The organism is Nocardia sp. NPDC023852 (assembly GCF_040639505.1).
Lineage (GTDB): Bacteria > Actinomycetota > Actinomycetes > Mycobacteriales > Mycobacteriaceae > Nocardia.
Map to the genome: position 1 here is coordinate 518,589 of NZ_JBFAAB010000002.1, position 15,919 is coordinate 534,507.

Consider the following 15,919-nt stretch of genomic DNA (forward strand, 5'->3'; position numbering starts at 1 on the left):
TGGGAAGGTGGGCCGGTCGGCCCGGTAAAGATCGTGGCGAAGTGGACGGTTGTCCTACCCCTGGTAGCTGTCCTCGAGGTCGATGTCGAGCATTCCCATGATGCGGACGCCGGAGTTGTACCAGGCGATGGTCAGCGCGAGCTCGATCATCTGCTTGTCGCTGAGGTGCGCCGAGGCTTCGGCCCAACGCTTGTCGGTGACGTCCACTGCCGCGGTGGACTCTTCGGCGAGCCGCATCACGGCCCGTTCGGCCTCGTCGAAGAGGTCGGAGTTCTCGAAGTCGGCGACGGCGGCCAACTGCGCCGGCGTGACACCGGCCTTGTTGGCATGGGACTGGTGGTGCGCGATCTCGTACCGCGATCGGGTGGCATGGCCGACTGTCAGGATTGCGAGCTCGCGGAGTTTCGGGCTCAGTTCCGAGCCGTCCCTGAGCGCGTTGGCGTAGGACAGGAACGCGTCGAGCAGTGCGGGTGCGTTCGCCAGGGCAGCAAAGATGTTGGCGGTCGGCACCTTTCGTTCCGCCTCGAGGCGATCCCACAGTGCTTCGGTGTCTGCGGTGGCGTCCGTGCGGGAGAGGTAGGGGACTCTTGCCATGGTGGTTCTCCTGGATCTGCGCTAGGTCAGTTCGCGCGTTGCTCGAGCAGGAATCGTTCGAGTGTCATCGGGTTCTGCTGGGTTTCGGGCGCCTTCTGTACGACGTCGTCGAATGCCGACGCCTCGAAGTACCACCGCTCGAGTGCGGGAAGACCCCACCGGGCGTTGGTGCTGAGTGCGGCCGCGTCCCACCGCACCGGCACGGTCTCGATATCGATGGTCTGGTAGTGGCTGTTGAACACCTCGACCCGATGTCCGTCGGGGTCGCGGAGGTAGACGAAGAGCATGCCGCCCGGCCCATGCCGGCCAGGGCCGCGTTCCACCGAGTCGCCGTAGCCGAGGTTGCCGGCGAAGTCGCACGCGGTGAAGATGTCGCGGCTTTCGGAGACGGTGTAGGCGAAGTGATGCATCCGGGGGCCCTCGCCGGTGACGATGGCAAGATCGAGGCAGGTGCCCTTCCGGTACATGAACGCACCGAGGAGGGTTGCGCCGTGGGTGAGGTATTCCGAGTTCCGGAACCCGAGTGCGCTGTAGAAGGCGCACAGCTGGTAGGTATCCGGAGCGAGGATCTGGTAGTGATCGAGCCGCTGGGCGTGTGCGCCCTTGAATGCCTCGAACTGGATGTGCATCCGCGGTCGCGTCTCCATGGTCGCGCATAGCTCCAGCGGCGTCCCGACGGGATCGCTGACGTGCAGAGTCCGGCCCTGATGTGGCGCGGCGACCCATTCGGCCGGAAGTTCCCGCTCGCGGAAGTAGTCGTAGGCGACGTCGAGATCTTCATCGAAGAACACCCGGAATCCGATCCTGCGGCAAGTGCCGCCATCCGGCGCCTGCTCGAGTACCAGACTGTGGTGACACGCCTCCTGCAAACCGCGCAAGTAACAGACGGAACTATTTTCTTCGGTGACGACGAGGCCGAGCACGTTCACATAGAAGTTCCGGCTCTCGGCGAGATCGGTGACGGTCAATCGGATATGGCTCGACCGGCTGATGTTGAACGGCGGCCGGAGGTTCACGGGGGGCAACATCGGGCGTGGTACTCCAATCGGTATTTCGGGCGGTTTCCGCTTGACGTCGGACAGTTCGCAGGGAGAACCCGAATGATTATAATTCTATAATTATAGACACATAACCTAAAAGCAAGAGCGGTTCCGTACGCGTTCGAGTCCTTGCCCGGCCGGGTTATGAGGCTGCCAGGCGCCGGAACCGGCTGCCGTGGAATACCAGCGGCGCTCGGTCGGGTTCGACTTTCAGGCCATGGATCCGTAGCAGGACGATCGTGTGGTCGCCTCCCGGGAGTTCGGTGTGTATCGAGCAGTCGAGCCAAAGGCTGGCACCGTGGATGTACACGCTGCCGCGGCCATCGGCTACCCAGTCGACGTTGGTGAAGCGGTCCTCCTGCTTACCGGCCAGTGACCGGCAGGCCGCGTCCTGCCCCTCGGCGAGCACGCTCACGCCCAGGCGCGGCAATGTGCGCATGGTCGGCCATGTCCTCGAAGTGTCCTGCACGCATATCGATACCAAGGAGGGCGCCATGGAGACCGGGGTGAACGTGCTCGCGGCCATGCCCAGCGGCGCACCGCAATCGAGCCCACAAACAGCTGTCACCCCGGACGGGAAGCAGGCGAAAGCCCGGCGGAGGAGAACAGAATCCATCGGTGTCTTGTCAAGTAGGTTCATCGCGGCCCCTCTCCCCGGCCCCGGCGTGTCGGTTGATGCCGCCCTTTGCCGCGAATTCCGGTTGAGCAGGTCAATGTGCGGCGAAGCGTGTGCATTGCTGCCTCTTATTTCAGGTGTAGGAGATGGGTCAGCTTTGCCCCGACAGGAACGCGCCGAACGCCCGTATGGCGCCGTTATTACCGACTACGTGCTGGGAGACGCAGCGAATGTCGCGCCAGCGACGCTGGAGCGCACTCGCGCCGTAGAGACCCGAACTGCCCGACAGCGTCATGATCTCGTTGAGGATCCGAATGCCTTCGTGGTGAATGTGCTGGGTGCTGCCCGTATAGCTCAACCACTCGAACCGGGTGGGCGTCTCTCCCGCGAGTGCCCGTTTCATGACGCCCTCAGTGGTCCGCTGCGACAGGGCAGCCAGTGCCGCCGCGCGCAGCTGTAGCTCAGCGAAGTTCTCCTGGAAGACAGGGTTCTCGCCGAGCAGCACCCTCGGGTTGAACGCGGGCCGTTTGCTTGCGGCAAGCTCCGCGAGGTCGTCGAGCGCGCCGTCCAGCGCGCCGATGATGACCGCGTCGTGCGACGCGCCGGTGGGGGAGTACGGCAGGCCGTAGAGAGGGGCGGGGATGTTGTTCTCGCCGAACAGCGGGCCCGTGTCTTGCTCGGGCACGAAAACATCGTCCATTGTGAAGTCATTGCTCTGCGTAGCGCGCAGGCCCACCGCATCCCACGTGTCGAGGAACGTGACCTGGTCGGGACGGATCAGTGCAACCCGGATATCCGGGCGGCCGTCCGGCAATGGGGCCGAACCCTCGGTCAGGAAACCGGCTAGCATCCAGTCCGGCGTAAACGGTCCGCTGGCCAGCGGCCAGCGTCCACTGATGCGATAACCTCCCGCTACCGGCGTCGCTCGACCCTTCGGAGCTACCGCGCCACGGAGCATCAAGTCGGCGCCGTTGGCGAACACCTTGTTTTCGAGCGTTTCCCGGGGCAGCCCCCGGATGAAAGCCCAGGCCATCGAAGCCACCTGAACGGTCCAGCCAGTCGAGCCGTCCGCCCGGGCTACCTCGCGCACCACCTCCGCGCTTTCCGTCAGGCCGAACTGCTCGCCGCCCCACGCCTTGGGCAAGGCCATCCGGAACACACCGGCCGCACGCAGAGCGCTGACGATTTCCTGGGGCACTGCCCGGGCGGCCTCACCTTCGGCAGCGCGCGCCATGATCTCGGGAACGAGTGCGCGGACGCGGCCGAGCACGTTGTCGTCAGTTCCGCGCGGTGGGATGTGGTCCAACACTGTGGTCATTACTAGCTCCTTTGCTAGGTCTACCGGCCATCGACTCGATGGCGACCGGCCTTCTTTGCCGTGCTATCGATAGCACTCAGACGACGCTTCGGCCTTCGGCTGCTTCGTGTCTGGGGTGGAGTATTTCTAGTGATCGCGGCGTACCTGGCAACAGGAGGCTTGCGGACGTTTATTGCATCGGTCTGGGGCGTAGATCCCCTCAATAGTGATGCTGACCATATAACTATGCCGCTATAGCGTCAAGAGGTAAAGCTGCTGCAGGACGCTCGGAATCGTTGTCCGTGCCCCTGGGGGATTGTCGTTCAACGCTAGGGCTCGGGGCACGCTCAGCGGTGATAGGGCCGCCGCCCAACCGCGGTGTGGCGGGGCTATCAGCTGCCCTTCCGACGCACCGGTCGGCGCACATTTGCGGGAGGCGCGGTACTGCCCCGCACGATCAGTGCCCCGGGCGACACCGAGGTGTACGGAGTGTCATCGTCCGGCTTGGTGCTCAATCGGCGCATGAGCCACAGCCCGCAGCCCGCGGCCACCGCCTGGATAGGCAGGCCTATCGTCGTGAGACCCGGTCCCCACCAGGAAAAACCCGGCTCGTCGCCGAAGCCGACGACGGACAGATCTCCAGGCACGCGTACGCCCATTCGGTGGAGTTCTTCCAAGGTGCCGAGCGTGAGCTGGATCGATCCGAGCGCGATCGCGGTCGGCGCCGACCGCCCCGTCAGTAGTCGGCGCACCGCTTGTCGCCCGTGCTCGACGGAGGACGGCGGACCCAGTTCTATACGACTGGCTCGGCTCGGCAGGTTGCCTTCGGAGAGCGCGCTGCGAAAGCCTTTCAGGCGCTCCGCGCCGGTGGGCAGTTCAGCTGAGCCGCCGACATAGCCGATCCGGGTGTGTCCTTGTTCGACGAGATGAGTGGTGGCCTGCCGCAGGGCCTCGAAGTCGTCCACGCCGAACCACTGTGACCCGAGCGACGAATGCTTACGCAGCAGCTGCACATGGGGAATGGCCTGGAGCAGCTTGCCTGATTCACCGTGCGGGCGTGCGGTCGGCACGATGATGATGCCGGCCACTCGACTCGCGGAAAGCTCACGCAGGTGACGCAACTCCACCATTCGGTCGTCATCTGTTTCCGACAGTATGAGCTGGAAGCCCTGCGTCTCCATGTCTTTGGACAGCTCATGGGCGATGGTTGAGTAGAAACTGTTCCGGATATCGGGAATCACCAGGCCGACCACGTTGCTGGCGGCGCCGCGCATCATTCGCGCGGCCCGGTTCGCCACATATCCCATCTCGGCGGCGGCCTGTCGGACCCGGAATTTGGTTTGCTCGCTGATGCGATGGTCGTCGGCCAGTGCTCGCCCCACCGTCGACACGGAGAGCTGCAAGTGTTCGGCGATATCTCTGGTGGTGATCACTGGCTGCCCGATCCTCCGAAGTTTGTGCGGAAGATCTTATGCTAGCGATCGCACAATATCTGGCGCGGGAGGCGCGGGAAGTGCACTGCCCGCCCGAACCCGTTCTTTATGGTGCAATCGCGAAATTTTCGACCGGGAACACCGCATCGAAGTGCGGGTTGTCAAGGGGGACAAGGGAACTCTCGGTGGCCAGTGCGCCGATTTTCACGGCCGTGCGACTTGGTGCGTCGGCCGGGACGCGCTGGAACCCCACGCGGCTTCTGTGCGTCCTGATTCGCACCTCCCGGTCTCGACGAGGATGACTATGCAGCGAGTGCTAACGATAGCACGAACATTTGTCGAATCAAGTGATCCCTGACGGGCGAATCGCTGGCCACGTGTGTCCGGGAGGTGTTTCTGCAGGCCGCCGAAATAATTCGCCGTCAGCTCTTGACGTGACGCGCGCAACAGTTGATGCTGGCTGCCATCCACGACTGTGTGGCGGACCGTTGGCAGCGACGCGGCCCGTCATTCTTCCCAGCGAACCACCGCCTATCCGGTTGCAACCGGGTTGCCGTGCGCAGTTCGTCGGTCGTTCTCGCAATCCATCAGGGTCTACCGCGGCGCTACCGCGGCCTTTCTGCAGGAGTCTCAATGATCAACGCAGCGCCCGCTGACGCAGGCAACATTCCCGTTCGTGCAATGGCGGGACTCCGCCATGCCTCGGTGCCCAAACGTGTCGTCGTGACGGGGTTCCTTGTGATGGCGGTGTCGTACATGATCAACGCCATGGACCGGCAGGTGTTCGCCCCGCTGTTGCCGACCATTCGCTCGGAGTACGGGTTCGGGCTGCAGGAAAGCGGGTTGCTCGCCACCGGTTTCACATTGGGCATGGCATTGGCCGGACTGCCGGCCGGATATCTGGTCGACCGCTTTTCCCGCAAGACCGTTTTGGTGGTCAGCATCGTGATCTACTCGCTCGGCACGTTGGCCACGACACTGGCGTCCGACTGGGTCGATATGTCGGCATACCGAATCTTCTCGGGCTTCGGCGAGGGCATGCAGTCAGCGGCGCTATTCGCGGCGGTAGGTGCGTTCTTCAACCACAGGCGCGGTCTCGCTTTCGGTGCACTCGGCGTCGCATTCGGGGTCGGGAATTTCCTCGGCCCGCTCGTCGGTGTCCATCTGGCGACAACTTATGACACCTGGCGGGCGCCCTTCGTCGTATTCGGTTCGTTCGGTCTGGTCGCAGCACTGATCGCTGTGTTCGCCGTCAGCCGCCGGATGACCGAGCGAGTCGTCGAAGCGACGGTCAGCACCGCGACCTTCGATTACATGCCCGCGTCTCCGTACAACCGCAACTCCATCGCGTTGGCGATCAGCACGGCGATCGGTGGCGTGGTGATCTATGGAGTTCTCGGTCTCTACCCGACGTTCCTGATCAACCAGCTGCACTACACAAGGGCCGATTCCGCGCTGGCCCTGAGCTTCGTCGGCTTCGGTGGGGTCGCGGGTTTGCTGGGTGGTTGGCTCGGCGACCGGGTCGATCAGCGCAACCTCCTGATCGGCAGCTACCTCGGGATCTCGGTGGTCGGCATTCTCATCTATCAGGTGCAGGGCGCGCTCGGCTGGCAGTGCGTGTTCGCATTCCTGATGGGCGTCGGTACCGGTTTCGTGTTCCCCAATAGCAGCAGTGCGATGCAGCGGGCGGTACGGCCGAATCAGGTCGGCCTCGGTGCCGGACTGTTCGTCACCAGCTACTACCTGCTCGCCGCGTTCTCCGGTCTGCTCTTCACCGCTCTCGTAGCTGCCTTCGGCTGGCGCCAGGCGGGTATGTGGCAGGTCACGGTGCTGCCGCTGATCGCTGTCCTCGCGTTGGCGTTCGTCCGGACCGCTCAGTTCAACAACGCGGTCCGGCAACGTTCGCACTGAATGTCTGAGGCGGGAGCGCCCTCGCCGATCATGTCGGCGAGAGCGCTCCTATCAGTCGGTCGGTGTCGGACCCGCTGGGAGGTGCTCGCCGGCGCCTTCTTTGTCGGTAGGCCGTTCCGGCTCGACGTTCCAGGGCGGATCAGGGAGCGTCGCCTTTCCGGTGCCCGACGAGCCCGGCCTCGACCCTGCGCAGCAGCGCCACGGCCGAGCCGAGGTCCGCGGCATCCCCGGCCGCCGCGGAGACAAGTCCGGCCCACTCGGCGCGGACCAATGCATAGTTGCTCGTTCCGCGGGCAGTCGGATAGATCTTCACCTCGCGACCGTCCTCCGCACTGCTGCGGCGCTCGATGACCCCTTTGTCCTCCAAGCCGCGGAGTACCGTGCTGAGGTTGCTGCGCTGCAACCCGGACGCGTGCGCGATCCGGCTCGGTATCGCGCCCGGGTGGCGATGCAAATAGCGCATCACGATCCCTTCGGACGGCGAGAGTGACACGGCCTCCTTGCTGGAGTAGCCACGGAACTGGATCTCCCGGGAGATGATGAGCACCAGGTCGGCGAAGTCGGCCCACAGGTCGTCGGAGGCGTTCGAGGCGCGCCGCCGACCATGCCCAGCTTGATCATCTCCCACGGCTCTCATCGTACTACTTAACAATTCATAGTTATTTCTCAATAGCTAGCCGGTCGTGAAGCGGGGAAGTGTGCGGCTGCTGACCGCGAGTAGCACCACGATCGCCGTGCTTTTCGCTCACCATTCGCACCGTGGTCGAAGGCTCCCTACGGCGGCTGGGCACCGACCATATCGACCTGTACTACCAGCACCGGGTTGACCCCGAAACCCCCATCGAAGACACCGTGGGCACTCTGGCTGACCTGGTCAGCGAGGGCAAGATCCGCCACATCGGTCTTTCCGAGGCGGTGTGACGACGATCCGCCGCGCACACGCCGTGCCCCCGATCACTGCCCTGCAGTCGGAATATTCCTTGTGGACCCGGGATCCTGAGCCCGAGGTGTTGCCGCTGTTGCGCGAGCTGCGCATCGGCTCCGTGCCCTACTCCCCGTTGGGCCACGGCTTTCTCACCGGGACGATCCGCTCGACCGAACAGTTCGACCCCACCGACTTCCGCGCCACCAACCCACGTTTCACCGGCGAGAACTTTCAGCAGAACTTGCGCATCGCCGACCAAGTCGCAGCCGTCTCCGCCGAAGTGGGCGCCACAACCGCGCAGGTCGCGCTGGCCTGGCTGCTGGCACAAGGCGACGAGATCGCCCCGATCCCCGGCACCAAACGAGTCGCCCGCGTCGAGGAGAACACCGCCGCCGACAGCATCGAGCTGACCGGCGAACAGATCGACAAGCTCAACAACCTCACACCACCTGCGGGCGACCACCACAACGAGCAACAGATGCGGATGATCGAGCGCGGATAGCCGAGGTTGTCCGTCTGCGCGACAACGCGGGTGGGGCCCCACCGACGTGGATCTGCACGTGCGAGCTCGGGGACCGGACCTTCGAGTCCCCTTCGCACCCAGAGGTAGTGGCAGGAATCCGCAGTAGAGCGCTCTCAGGGCGTACGGTAGGCAGCATGTGCCGCCTGTTCGGCTTGCACGCGGGACGTGCCGTGGTGACGGCGACGTTCTGGCTGCTGGACGCGCCCGACAATCTGTCCGTCCAAAGCACGCGGAATCCCGACGGCACAGGCCTGGGTGTGTTCAACGGTGACGGCAAGCCGGTGGTGAGCAAGCAGCCGATCGCGGCGTGGGAGGACACCGCATTCGCCTGCGAAGCCCACGAAATGACGGGGACGACGTTCATCGCCCACGTTCGGTACGCGTCCACCGGTGCGCTCGATGTTCGCAACACACACCCGTTTTTGCAGGACCACCGGATCTTCGCGCACAACGGCGTAGTCGGCGGGCTGGACGTGCTCGACGCACGGCTCGCGGAGCTGCGCGTCGCCGATCTAGTGCTGGGGCAGACCGACAGTGAGCGGGTATTCGCGTTGGTCACTTCCTCGATCAGGGCAACTGGGGGCGATGTCGAGGCGGGTCTGCTGGACGCAATGAACTGGCTGGCGGTGAACGTGCCGATCTATGCCGTCAATCTGTTGCTGAGCACTGCGACGGATCTTTGGGCGCTGCGATATCCAGAGCCCCATGAGCTGTACTTGCTCGATCGGCGCAAGCCGGTCGAGTCAGCGGACTTCGATCTCCAGACCTGGCGCATTCACGCGCGGTCGGAGCATCTCGATAGACAACCATCCATCGTGTTTGCGAGTGAGCCGATAGACGATGATCCGCAGTGGCGACTCCTCGTTCCGGGCACACTGGTGCACGTTGATGCCGACCTGATGCTCACTGAGCGCGTGGTGTTGCCCGAGCCGCCACGACACCAGCTCACGCGTGCCGACCTCAGCCCGACCGCTGCGGCGTCACAGCACCCGGCGTCGGCTCGGTAATCGCGGGCTCGAGGCAGGTACACACGCTCGGAGGGGGATCCGGCGGCCGGTGCCGTCCCCGGATGTTCATGGCAACCGTCACCAGATCGTCGCGGCAGCCTTGGTTCTATTCCGGGACAAAGGCCTCGATGTATCGATGAAGGAGGCCGCCGACCGCGCCGGTGTGGGCGCCGGCACGCTGATTCGGCGGGCAGGGTTGCACTGGTCGGCGATGCCGCGTACTGCGCAGCCCCGGCCTCGGGCGCCGGTGCCGAACTGGCGTTGATCGGTGCCTACCGCCTCGCCGGCGAGCACGCGGCCTCCGGCGGCGACCACCACATCGGATTCCGCCGCTACGAGCAGATCAGCCGTACCCTCGTCGACCGCAAACAAAAGCTCGGCCCCGATCTACGGTTGATGGTACCGAAGTCGAGAATCGGCATGGCGGTGCGCAACACGATCACCCGCCTACCGCTGCTGGAATCCATGGCGGGTAGGGAACGCATCATGGCATCCGAGGCCGCGGAGAAAGTGCCCGACTATCGGTGATGCGCTGCGTGGTCGTCCCGTACGGGCCCCGTACTACCGGAGGCATTTCTACCTGCATTGCGTGAACTGATCGAGGTCGATGAACACCACGACGTGGTGGTGGTGGGGCGCAAGCGTCCGAGTCCATATACGTTGCGGCGCATCGGGATCGGTTCACGGCCGCTGGGAGAGTTCCGGTGATCGTGTTGTCCCGCGAGGTTGGGCACGATCCCGACGACACCGCCGACGAGAGGCGGAAGTCGCCGGTTCAGGATGCCGAATATTGACTGGACAATTCGAACCGTGTGAAGGAACCCAGGGCGGTGGAAGGGGTGAATGTCCAAATGATGGAACGAGTGCTGGTCAGCCCACCCAGCATCGGCGGGTCGGATGTCCTACGATCGCGGTATCTGCTAGTAGCTCGGGAAGAACTATGCTGTGCACATCCATCGAAACGCGCCGGGTCGAAGCCGTAGACGCGATCAGCGCGATCGAATGGGATGGCCTTGTTCCGCCGGGCGATCTGTTCTGTAGCCACGCCTGGCTGCGCCATCTCGATGAGGCGGCAGGCCGGCGTCCGGTCCTCACGGTCAGCATCGGTAGCCGGGTCACTGGTGCGACGGCCCTCTGGGAGGGCGAGCCGATGCCCGGGCTGTTTTATTTACCGGAATTCTTCCCGGAGCTTTCGGGCCCGTGGCAGCACCCGTTCGTCTGGCTCGGCGCCCGTCGGTCGGTGCGTAATGGCCTGATCTGCACGGCTGGGCCGCAACGGTCGGCGACGTTGTCTCACCTGCTCGCCGGTTCACTCCATTACGCCCGCGAGAACGGACGGGCCGGGGTGGTGATGCCGTACCTCCCGGTGAGTGCCGCAAGAGAACTCGGGCGCGCGCATCCCGCCGCGCACGTGCTACTGCATTCCGCCGAGGCTACGGTCGCGGTGCCCCCACACGGAACCGCGGACCTTGTCGCGCATGCGGGCGGACACAACCGCAAGCGACGACGCCGAGAACTCCGGGACTTCACCGCCGCCGGCTTCACCCTGGAATGGGTCGATCTCACACCCGAGATCGAGGCCGCGATCGCACCGCTGATCGCAGCTACGCGCCGCAGATACGGCAATGGCCAAGGTGTTGTGTGGATGTTGCGTGTCTTTGCCGCCCAGCGCCGAGTAGGCCTACTCGACCACGCAAAAGTCTTGCTGTGTCATCGAAATGGCAGGCTGGCCACCGTTGCCGTATGTTACCGGCATGGCGACAGCCTGCACGGCCGGTATTTCGGCGCGGACGATGCGGTGAGCAGAGACGGGTACCCGTATTTTGTCACCACCTGTTATGCCCCTATCGACTACGCCGCACATAACGGGCTACCTCGGCTTTTCCTGTCGACGTCGTCACTGGAAGCGAAGATCCGCCGTGGTGCGACGGTGGAACCGCTCGCGGCTGTGGTGCTGCTCGACAATGATGAACTTCACGTCGAACGCGTCCGTGTGCACAACAGGGACCTAGCGCGCGGTTACCGTGACCGATTTCCCAAGTACTTGTCCTCGCTGAGCCGCGACTGGCTCGATTTTCTGTCCTGATCCGAACGAAAGGCCCGCTGAATGCTGCACCTGGTCTACCGGTTTCGACCGACCGTAAAGGCCCGCGCAGATCTGGCAGCGTTCTGGCAGTGGATCGCAGACCGCCAGCTCTGGTTCTATGCCGACCTGGACATGGTGCTCGGCACCCGGTGGTACACGGTGACCGTCGGTGACGATGTGCATTGCCTCGAGCATCACGTCACTTTCGCCGACGAAGCCGAATGGGGCCGCTACCGTCGCGAAATCAGCGCTCGGTCCAGGGATCCGGAATGGGAGAAACGGCGGACCGATCAGGACGAGTGGTACGAAATCCTCGACGCCCGGATCCTCACCGACCCGATCATTCCCATCCCGCTACCCACACCCGAGCAACCCGGACGAGGATCGGACGTGGCGGCTCTCGCGCTGCGCAGCCGTGTCCTGCTCGATCGAGCTCGATTCGTCACCCTCGCCACCAGTGGACCTGTCGGTCCTTGGTCGTCCACCGTCAACTACGTCGTGCTGAACCAGCCGCTGCGGCTGCTGTGGTATTCGCTGCGTGACGCCCGGCATTCGATGAATATCGCCAATTGGCCGCTGGTCGCGGGCTCGATTTTCCGGACCGGGCTGACCGGCTCCGATGCCCCGTCGGGCATACCGATCGACGGTGCCCAGTTCACCGGCGAGTGCCACGAAGTCACCGCCGAGGAACTGCCCGCCTACTACGACCACTACTACGAATCGAACTTCCCCGATCCCGGGATCCGTGCCGAGTGGATGCTGCCGCTCGACGAATTCCGCGCCGATGGTCCCCGCCGGTTTTATCGCCTCGATATCGACCGGTGGTGGCTTTACGACGCACAACGCTGGACCGAGGACAAGCACGACACCAGAATCGAAGTCTCCGTCGCCGCCATCGACCGATGAGGGCCTCGACAACACGACCGATCGGCCGGACGGGGCACGATGATGCGCATTCCATCCGGGCAGGGGCCGATCATCGAATGTGAGCAATCGAAGCAGTCGCGGGGACCGGAAATCGCAAAGTCGAGCTGCGTCGGAAGGATCGGTTCCGCCGGCTTATCCGACAGTCATCTCACCCATGTCGGACCAGTTGGTGTCGTCGATGGTCTGGCTGATGATCTTCGGCGTCGACCGAAGTGCCTGCGGTAGTTGGTCCATCGCGGCTTTTGACCGTTCGACCGAGCCGGTTCACTTGTCGGCCTGAAGGGGGAGCGATGAACGTACGCTTCGGTCGGTGGTCCCGTGGATCGGTGGCGCCCGGACCGTCTCCGCGATAGTTTCGCAGCGCTAACTCATAAGTTAGGCTATACGAAATCGTCCGTTGATGAAGGTTGGACTCCAACGCATGTTTTCTCGTCGGGTACGCCTGTTCTCCGCAGCAGTTACCGCGTGTGCTTTGAGCTTTGCCTTGACCTCTTGTAGCGGTGGCAGCGCAGGCGGGGATGGTCGGCCGGTGGTGTTGACCACGTTCACAGTGTTGGCCGATATCGCGCAGAACGTGGCCGGCGAGCACTTGGCGGTCGAGTCGATCACCAAGGCGGGCGCGGAGATCCACGGCTACGAGCCGACTCCTGGCGACATCAAGAAGGCATCGAAGGCCGACCTGATTCTGGACAACGGCATGAACCTGGAGGCGTGGTTCGCTCAGTTCGTATCTGACGTGAAGGTGCCGCACGTTGTGGTCAGCGAGGGGGTCGCGCCGATCGCCATCGGCGAGGACGCCTACCGGGGGAAGCCGAATCCGCATGCGTGGATGTCGCCGCTGAACGTGCTGATCTATGTCGACAACATGGTGCGTGCGTTCGGCGAACTCGATCCAGCTCACGCCGCCGACTTCCGGGCCAACGGCGAAACCTACAAGACCGAGCTGCGCAAAGAGCACGACGAGTTGGTCGGGACGCTCAATGCGCTGCCGCCGGATCAGCGCGCTTTGGTGTCCTGCGAGGGCGCATTCTCCTACCTGGCACGCGACGCCGGTCTGAGCGAGAAGTACATCTGGGCGGTCAATGCCGAGCAGCAGGCCACGCCGCAGCAGATCGCCTCGGCGATCGACTTCGTCCGCCAGCACAGGGTGCCCGCTGTATTCTGTGAATCCACCGTGTCCGATGCCCCGATGCAGCGAGTGGTCGAAGCCACCGGCACCACATTCGGCGGTGTGCTGTATGTCGATTCGCTCTCTGAGGCCGACGGTCCGGTACCCACGTACCTGGCACTGATCCGGCACGACGCCGGCACCATCGGTTCAGCGCTGACAGGCACACGCCGGTGAACACGCCCGCCCTCGAGGTTCGCGATGTCACCGTCCACTACGGTGACGTCCTCGCGCTGGATCGGGTCGACCTGACCTTGGCACAAGGGCGGGTCTGCGGCTTGATCGGGATGAACGGATCCGGCAAATCAACCTTGTTCAAGACCGTCATGGGCCTGGTCAAGCCCGACCGGGGGAGCGTGCTGATCAACGGTAGGGCGCCGCTCGAGGCCCGTCGCGCGGGCGCCCTCGGCTACGTGCCGCAAGCCGAGGATGTCGACTGGAGTTTCCCACTCTCGGTCTATGACGTCGTGATGACCGGCCGCTACGGGCAGATGGGCTTCACCCGCCGCCCCCGTCGCGGCGACCGCGCGGCGGTTGCCGCGGCTTTGGAGCGAGTGGAGCTCGCAGACCTCGCCGACCGGCAGATCGGGCAACTGTCCGGCGGCCAGAGGAAGCGAGCCTTCGTGGCTCGTGGCCTCGCGCAAGGTGCGACGATCCTGCTCCTCGACGAGCCGTTCGCCGGCGTCGACAAGCGCTCGGAGGCCACTATCACCACACTGCTGCGCGAACTCGCAGACGGCGGGGCCACGATCCTGGTGTCCACTCATGATTTGCACGCGCTGCCGGGTCTGGCCGACGAGGCGGTGCTGCTCATGCACAGTGTCCTCGAACACGGCGACCCCGACTTCGTGCTCCAGCCGGAGAACATGGCCAGGGCCTTCGGTCTCGACGTCATGAACCGGATGTGAGACAGATGAACCTGACCGAATTCTTCATAACTCCATTGAGTTACGAGTTCATGGTGCGGGCGCTGATCACCACCGTGACGGCCGCCACCGTATGCGCGGTCCTGTCCTGCTGGCTGGTGCTGATCGGCTGGTCACTGATGGGCGACGCCGTCTCCCACGCGGTCCTGCCGGGGGTCGTGCTCGCGTACATCCTCGGGGTGCCGTTCGCGGTGGGCGCGATAGTTTTCGGTTTCCTGGCGGTTGCGCTGATCGGGGTGGTCCGCGATACCAGCCGGGTCAAGGAGGACGCGGCAATCGGCATCGTGTTCACCACGTTGTTCGCGTTCGGGTTGGTGCTGGTGTCCGTGACGCCGAGTCAGACAGACCTCAACCACATCGTCTTCGGCAACCTGCTCGGCGTCAGTCGTGCCGACGTGATCCAGATCGTCGTTCTGGCTGTGGTCACCCTCGCCGCGCTGGCGCTCAAACGCCGCGACTTCACCCTCTATGCCTTCGACCCCACCCACGCTCACGCGATCGGGCTCAACCCTCGATTGCTCGGCACCGCATTGCTCGGCCTACTCGCGCTGACCTCCGTGGTGGCGTTGCAGGCCGTCGGTGTCGTCCTCGTGGTCGCCATGCTGATCATCCCTGGCGCGACCGCATACCTGCTCACCGACCGATTCAGCCGCATGCTGGTGATCGCCCCCACCGTATCGGTGTGCTGTGCGGTGGTGGGCCTGTACCTGAGCTATCACCTCGACACCGCCTCGGGCGCCATGGTTGTGGTCGCGCAAGGGGTTGCGTTCACTGTCGTCTACTTGTTCGCACCACATCACGGTGTGATCGGTCGCCGCGTCGCCGCCGCCCGCCGGCGCCGAGCCCGTGCAGCGGCCGTTACTCGCGGATGAATGTGAACCCGGGCTCGCGCGGCCTTGGTCGAACCGCCGATAGTTGGACAAATCGGGTGAGCTGGACGATCATCTGAGCCCGGAGTCGGTTCGACACGGGGAGAACGCATGTCATTGCCGCGCAAGGCTGCCCTCGGCGTCGTGGTGGCGTCCGCTGCCACCTGCGCCTTGGCCGGGAGCGTCGCGGGGGAAGCGCATGCGGCCGGGAATTACTATGGCGCGCTTGCTCTGTCGTCGAGTACCGGAGCCGTCGCGTCGGCGGTGAACTATCCGGACGCCGCGGCGGCGGAAAACGCGGCGCGCGCCCAGTGCGGTATCCGCGACTGTCGGGCGGTCGTGCAATTCTGGAACGCCTGCGGGTCGGTGGTCAGGGGCGCCGACGGCCGCTTCGGCTGGGCCTGGGCCGCTACCCGCGCGGAAGCTGAACGCCGCGCCATCGAGGTCCTCGGCCCCAGTGCCCCACCCTTCCCGGACCTGGGCAGCGCGGTGCCCCGCGCCGCGAGTGTCCGCCTGACGGCCTGCACGGCGACAGCCGGGTAACGGTCCGGAAACCGGTGTCCGGGACCACCGCTGGGCCACGCGTTCCCTGATCGC

The 15,919-nt window shown here is 64.5% G+C and carries 14 protein-coding genes and 4 pseudogenes; 11 read left to right on the forward strand and 7 right to left on the reverse strand.

Annotation, left to right across the window (positions count from 1 at the left end):
• Positions 1–54: 54 nt before the first annotated feature.
• The 5 genes from AB0H00_RS06120 to AB0H00_RS06140 form a co-directional block, all read right to left on the reverse strand.
• Positions 55–594: a carboxymuconolactone decarboxylase family protein gene (locus AB0H00_RS06120; protein ID WP_357261553.1), complete on the reverse strand. Its 540-nt coding sequence runs from the start codon at positions 592–594 to the stop codon at positions 55–57.
• Between the two features lie 26 nt (positions 595–620).
• Positions 621–1,610, reverse strand: coding sequence for a VOC family protein (locus AB0H00_RS06125; protein ID WP_357261556.1), 990 nt, complete (start codon positions 1,608–1,610; stop codon positions 621–623).
• Between the two features lie 166 nt (positions 1,611–1,776).
• Positions 1,777–2,274 (reverse strand): flavin reductase family protein, encoded by a 498-nt coding sequence (locus AB0H00_RS06130; RefSeq protein WP_357261559.1) that lies wholly within the window; start codon positions 2,272–2,274, stop codon positions 1,777–1,779.
• Positions 2,275–2,401: 127 nt separating this feature from the next.
• Positions 2,402–3,568, reverse strand: a complete 1,167-nt coding sequence (locus AB0H00_RS06135) for an acyl-CoA dehydrogenase family protein (protein ID WP_357261562.1) — start codon at positions 3,566–3,568, stop codon at positions 2,402–2,404.
• 371 nt (positions 3,569–3,939) lie between these two features.
• Positions 3,940–4,980: a LacI family DNA-binding transcriptional regulator gene (locus tag AB0H00_RS06140; protein ID WP_357261565.1), complete on the reverse strand. Its 1,041-nt coding sequence runs from the start codon at positions 4,978–4,980 to the stop codon at positions 3,940–3,942.
• A 633-nt stretch (positions 4,981–5,613) separates the two neighbouring features.
• On the opposite strand from AB0H00_RS06140, the gene AB0H00_RS06145 reads away from it, so the two are divergent.
• Positions 5,614–6,891: an MFS transporter gene (locus AB0H00_RS06145; protein ID WP_357261567.1), complete on the forward strand. Its 1,278-nt coding sequence runs from the start codon at positions 5,614–5,616 to the stop codon at positions 6,889–6,891.
• A gap of 139 nt (positions 6,892–7,030) precedes the next feature.
• On the opposite strand, the gene AB0H00_RS06150 is transcribed toward AB0H00_RS06145, so the two are convergent.
• A complete protein-coding gene (locus AB0H00_RS06150; RefSeq protein ID WP_357261570.1) occupies positions 7,031–7,528 on the reverse strand; it encodes a MarR family transcriptional regulator in 498 nt (165 codons plus the stop codon).
• Positions 7,529–7,641: 113 nt separating this feature from the next.
• On the opposite strand from AB0H00_RS06150, the pseudogene AB0H00_RS06155 reads away from it, so the two are divergent.
• From AB0H00_RS06155 to AB0H00_RS06180, 6 genes and pseudogenes are all read left to right on the forward strand, one after another.
• Positions 7,642–8,318: pseudogene (locus AB0H00_RS06155) on the forward strand (aldo/keto reductase); the annotation flags it as partial.
• A gap of 155 nt (positions 8,319–8,473) precedes the next feature.
• Positions 8,474–9,346: a class II glutamine amidotransferase gene (locus tag AB0H00_RS06160; protein WP_357261572.1), complete on the forward strand. Its 873-nt coding sequence runs from the start codon at positions 8,474–8,476 to the stop codon at positions 9,344–9,346.
• A 49-nt stretch (positions 9,347–9,395) separates the two neighbouring features.
• Positions 9,396–9,488, forward strand: a pseudogene (locus tag AB0H00_RS06165) (hypothetical protein); the annotation flags it as partial.
• A 41-nt stretch (positions 9,489–9,529) separates the two neighbouring features.
• Positions 9,530–9,661 (forward strand): annotated as a pseudogene (locus tag AB0H00_RS06170) (FAD-dependent oxidoreductase); the annotation flags it as partial.
• A 625-nt stretch (positions 9,662–10,286) separates the two neighbouring features.
• Positions 10,287–11,432 (forward strand): peptidogalycan biosysnthesis protein, encoded by a 1,146-nt coding sequence (locus AB0H00_RS06175; RefSeq protein WP_357261575.1) that lies wholly within the window; start codon positions 10,287–10,289, stop codon positions 11,430–11,432.
• Positions 11,433–11,453: 21 nt separating this feature from the next.
• Complete coding sequence (locus tag AB0H00_RS06180) at positions 11,454–12,338, forward strand: hypothetical protein (RefSeq protein ID WP_357261578.1); 885 nt, start codon at positions 11,454–11,456, stop codon at positions 12,336–12,338.
• Between the two features lie 153 nt (positions 12,339–12,491).
• Here AB0H00_RS06180 and AB0H00_RS06185 read toward each other — a convergent pair.
• Positions 12,492–12,602 (reverse strand): annotated as a pseudogene (locus AB0H00_RS06185) (antibiotic biosynthesis monooxygenase); the annotation flags it as partial.
• Between the two features lie 157 nt (positions 12,603–12,759).
• Between AB0H00_RS06185 and AB0H00_RS06190 the strand changes: the two are divergent.
• The 4 genes from AB0H00_RS06190 to AB0H00_RS06205 all read left to right on the forward strand — a co-directional run bounded on the left by AB0H00_RS06190 (position 12,760) and on the right by AB0H00_RS06205 (position 15,865).
• Positions 12,760–13,704: a metal ABC transporter substrate-binding protein gene (locus tag AB0H00_RS06190; protein ID WP_357261581.1), complete on the forward strand. Its 945-nt coding sequence runs from the start codon at positions 12,760–12,762 to the stop codon at positions 13,702–13,704.
• On the forward strand, positions 13,701–14,435 hold the full coding sequence (locus AB0H00_RS06195) for a metal ABC transporter ATP-binding protein (protein WP_357261584.1): 735 nt from the start codon (positions 13,701–13,703) through the stop codon (positions 14,433–14,435). The genes AB0H00_RS06190 and AB0H00_RS06195 overlap by 4 nt, the downstream gene beginning before the upstream one ends.
• 5 nt (positions 14,436–14,440) lie before the next feature.
• Positions 14,441–15,325 carry a metal ABC transporter permease gene (locus AB0H00_RS06200; RefSeq protein ID WP_357261587.1) on the forward strand — a complete coding sequence of 295 codons (885 nt, stop codon included), beginning with the start codon at positions 14,441–14,443 and terminating at the stop codon, positions 15,323–15,325.
• A gap of 108 nt (positions 15,326–15,433) precedes the next feature.
• The gene (locus AB0H00_RS06205) at positions 15,434–15,865 is read left to right on the forward strand and encodes a DUF4189 domain-containing protein (protein ID WP_357261590.1); all 432 of its coding nucleotides are present in this window, start codon (positions 15,434–15,436) and stop codon (positions 15,863–15,865) included.
• Positions 15,866–15,919: the final 54 nt, after the last annotated feature.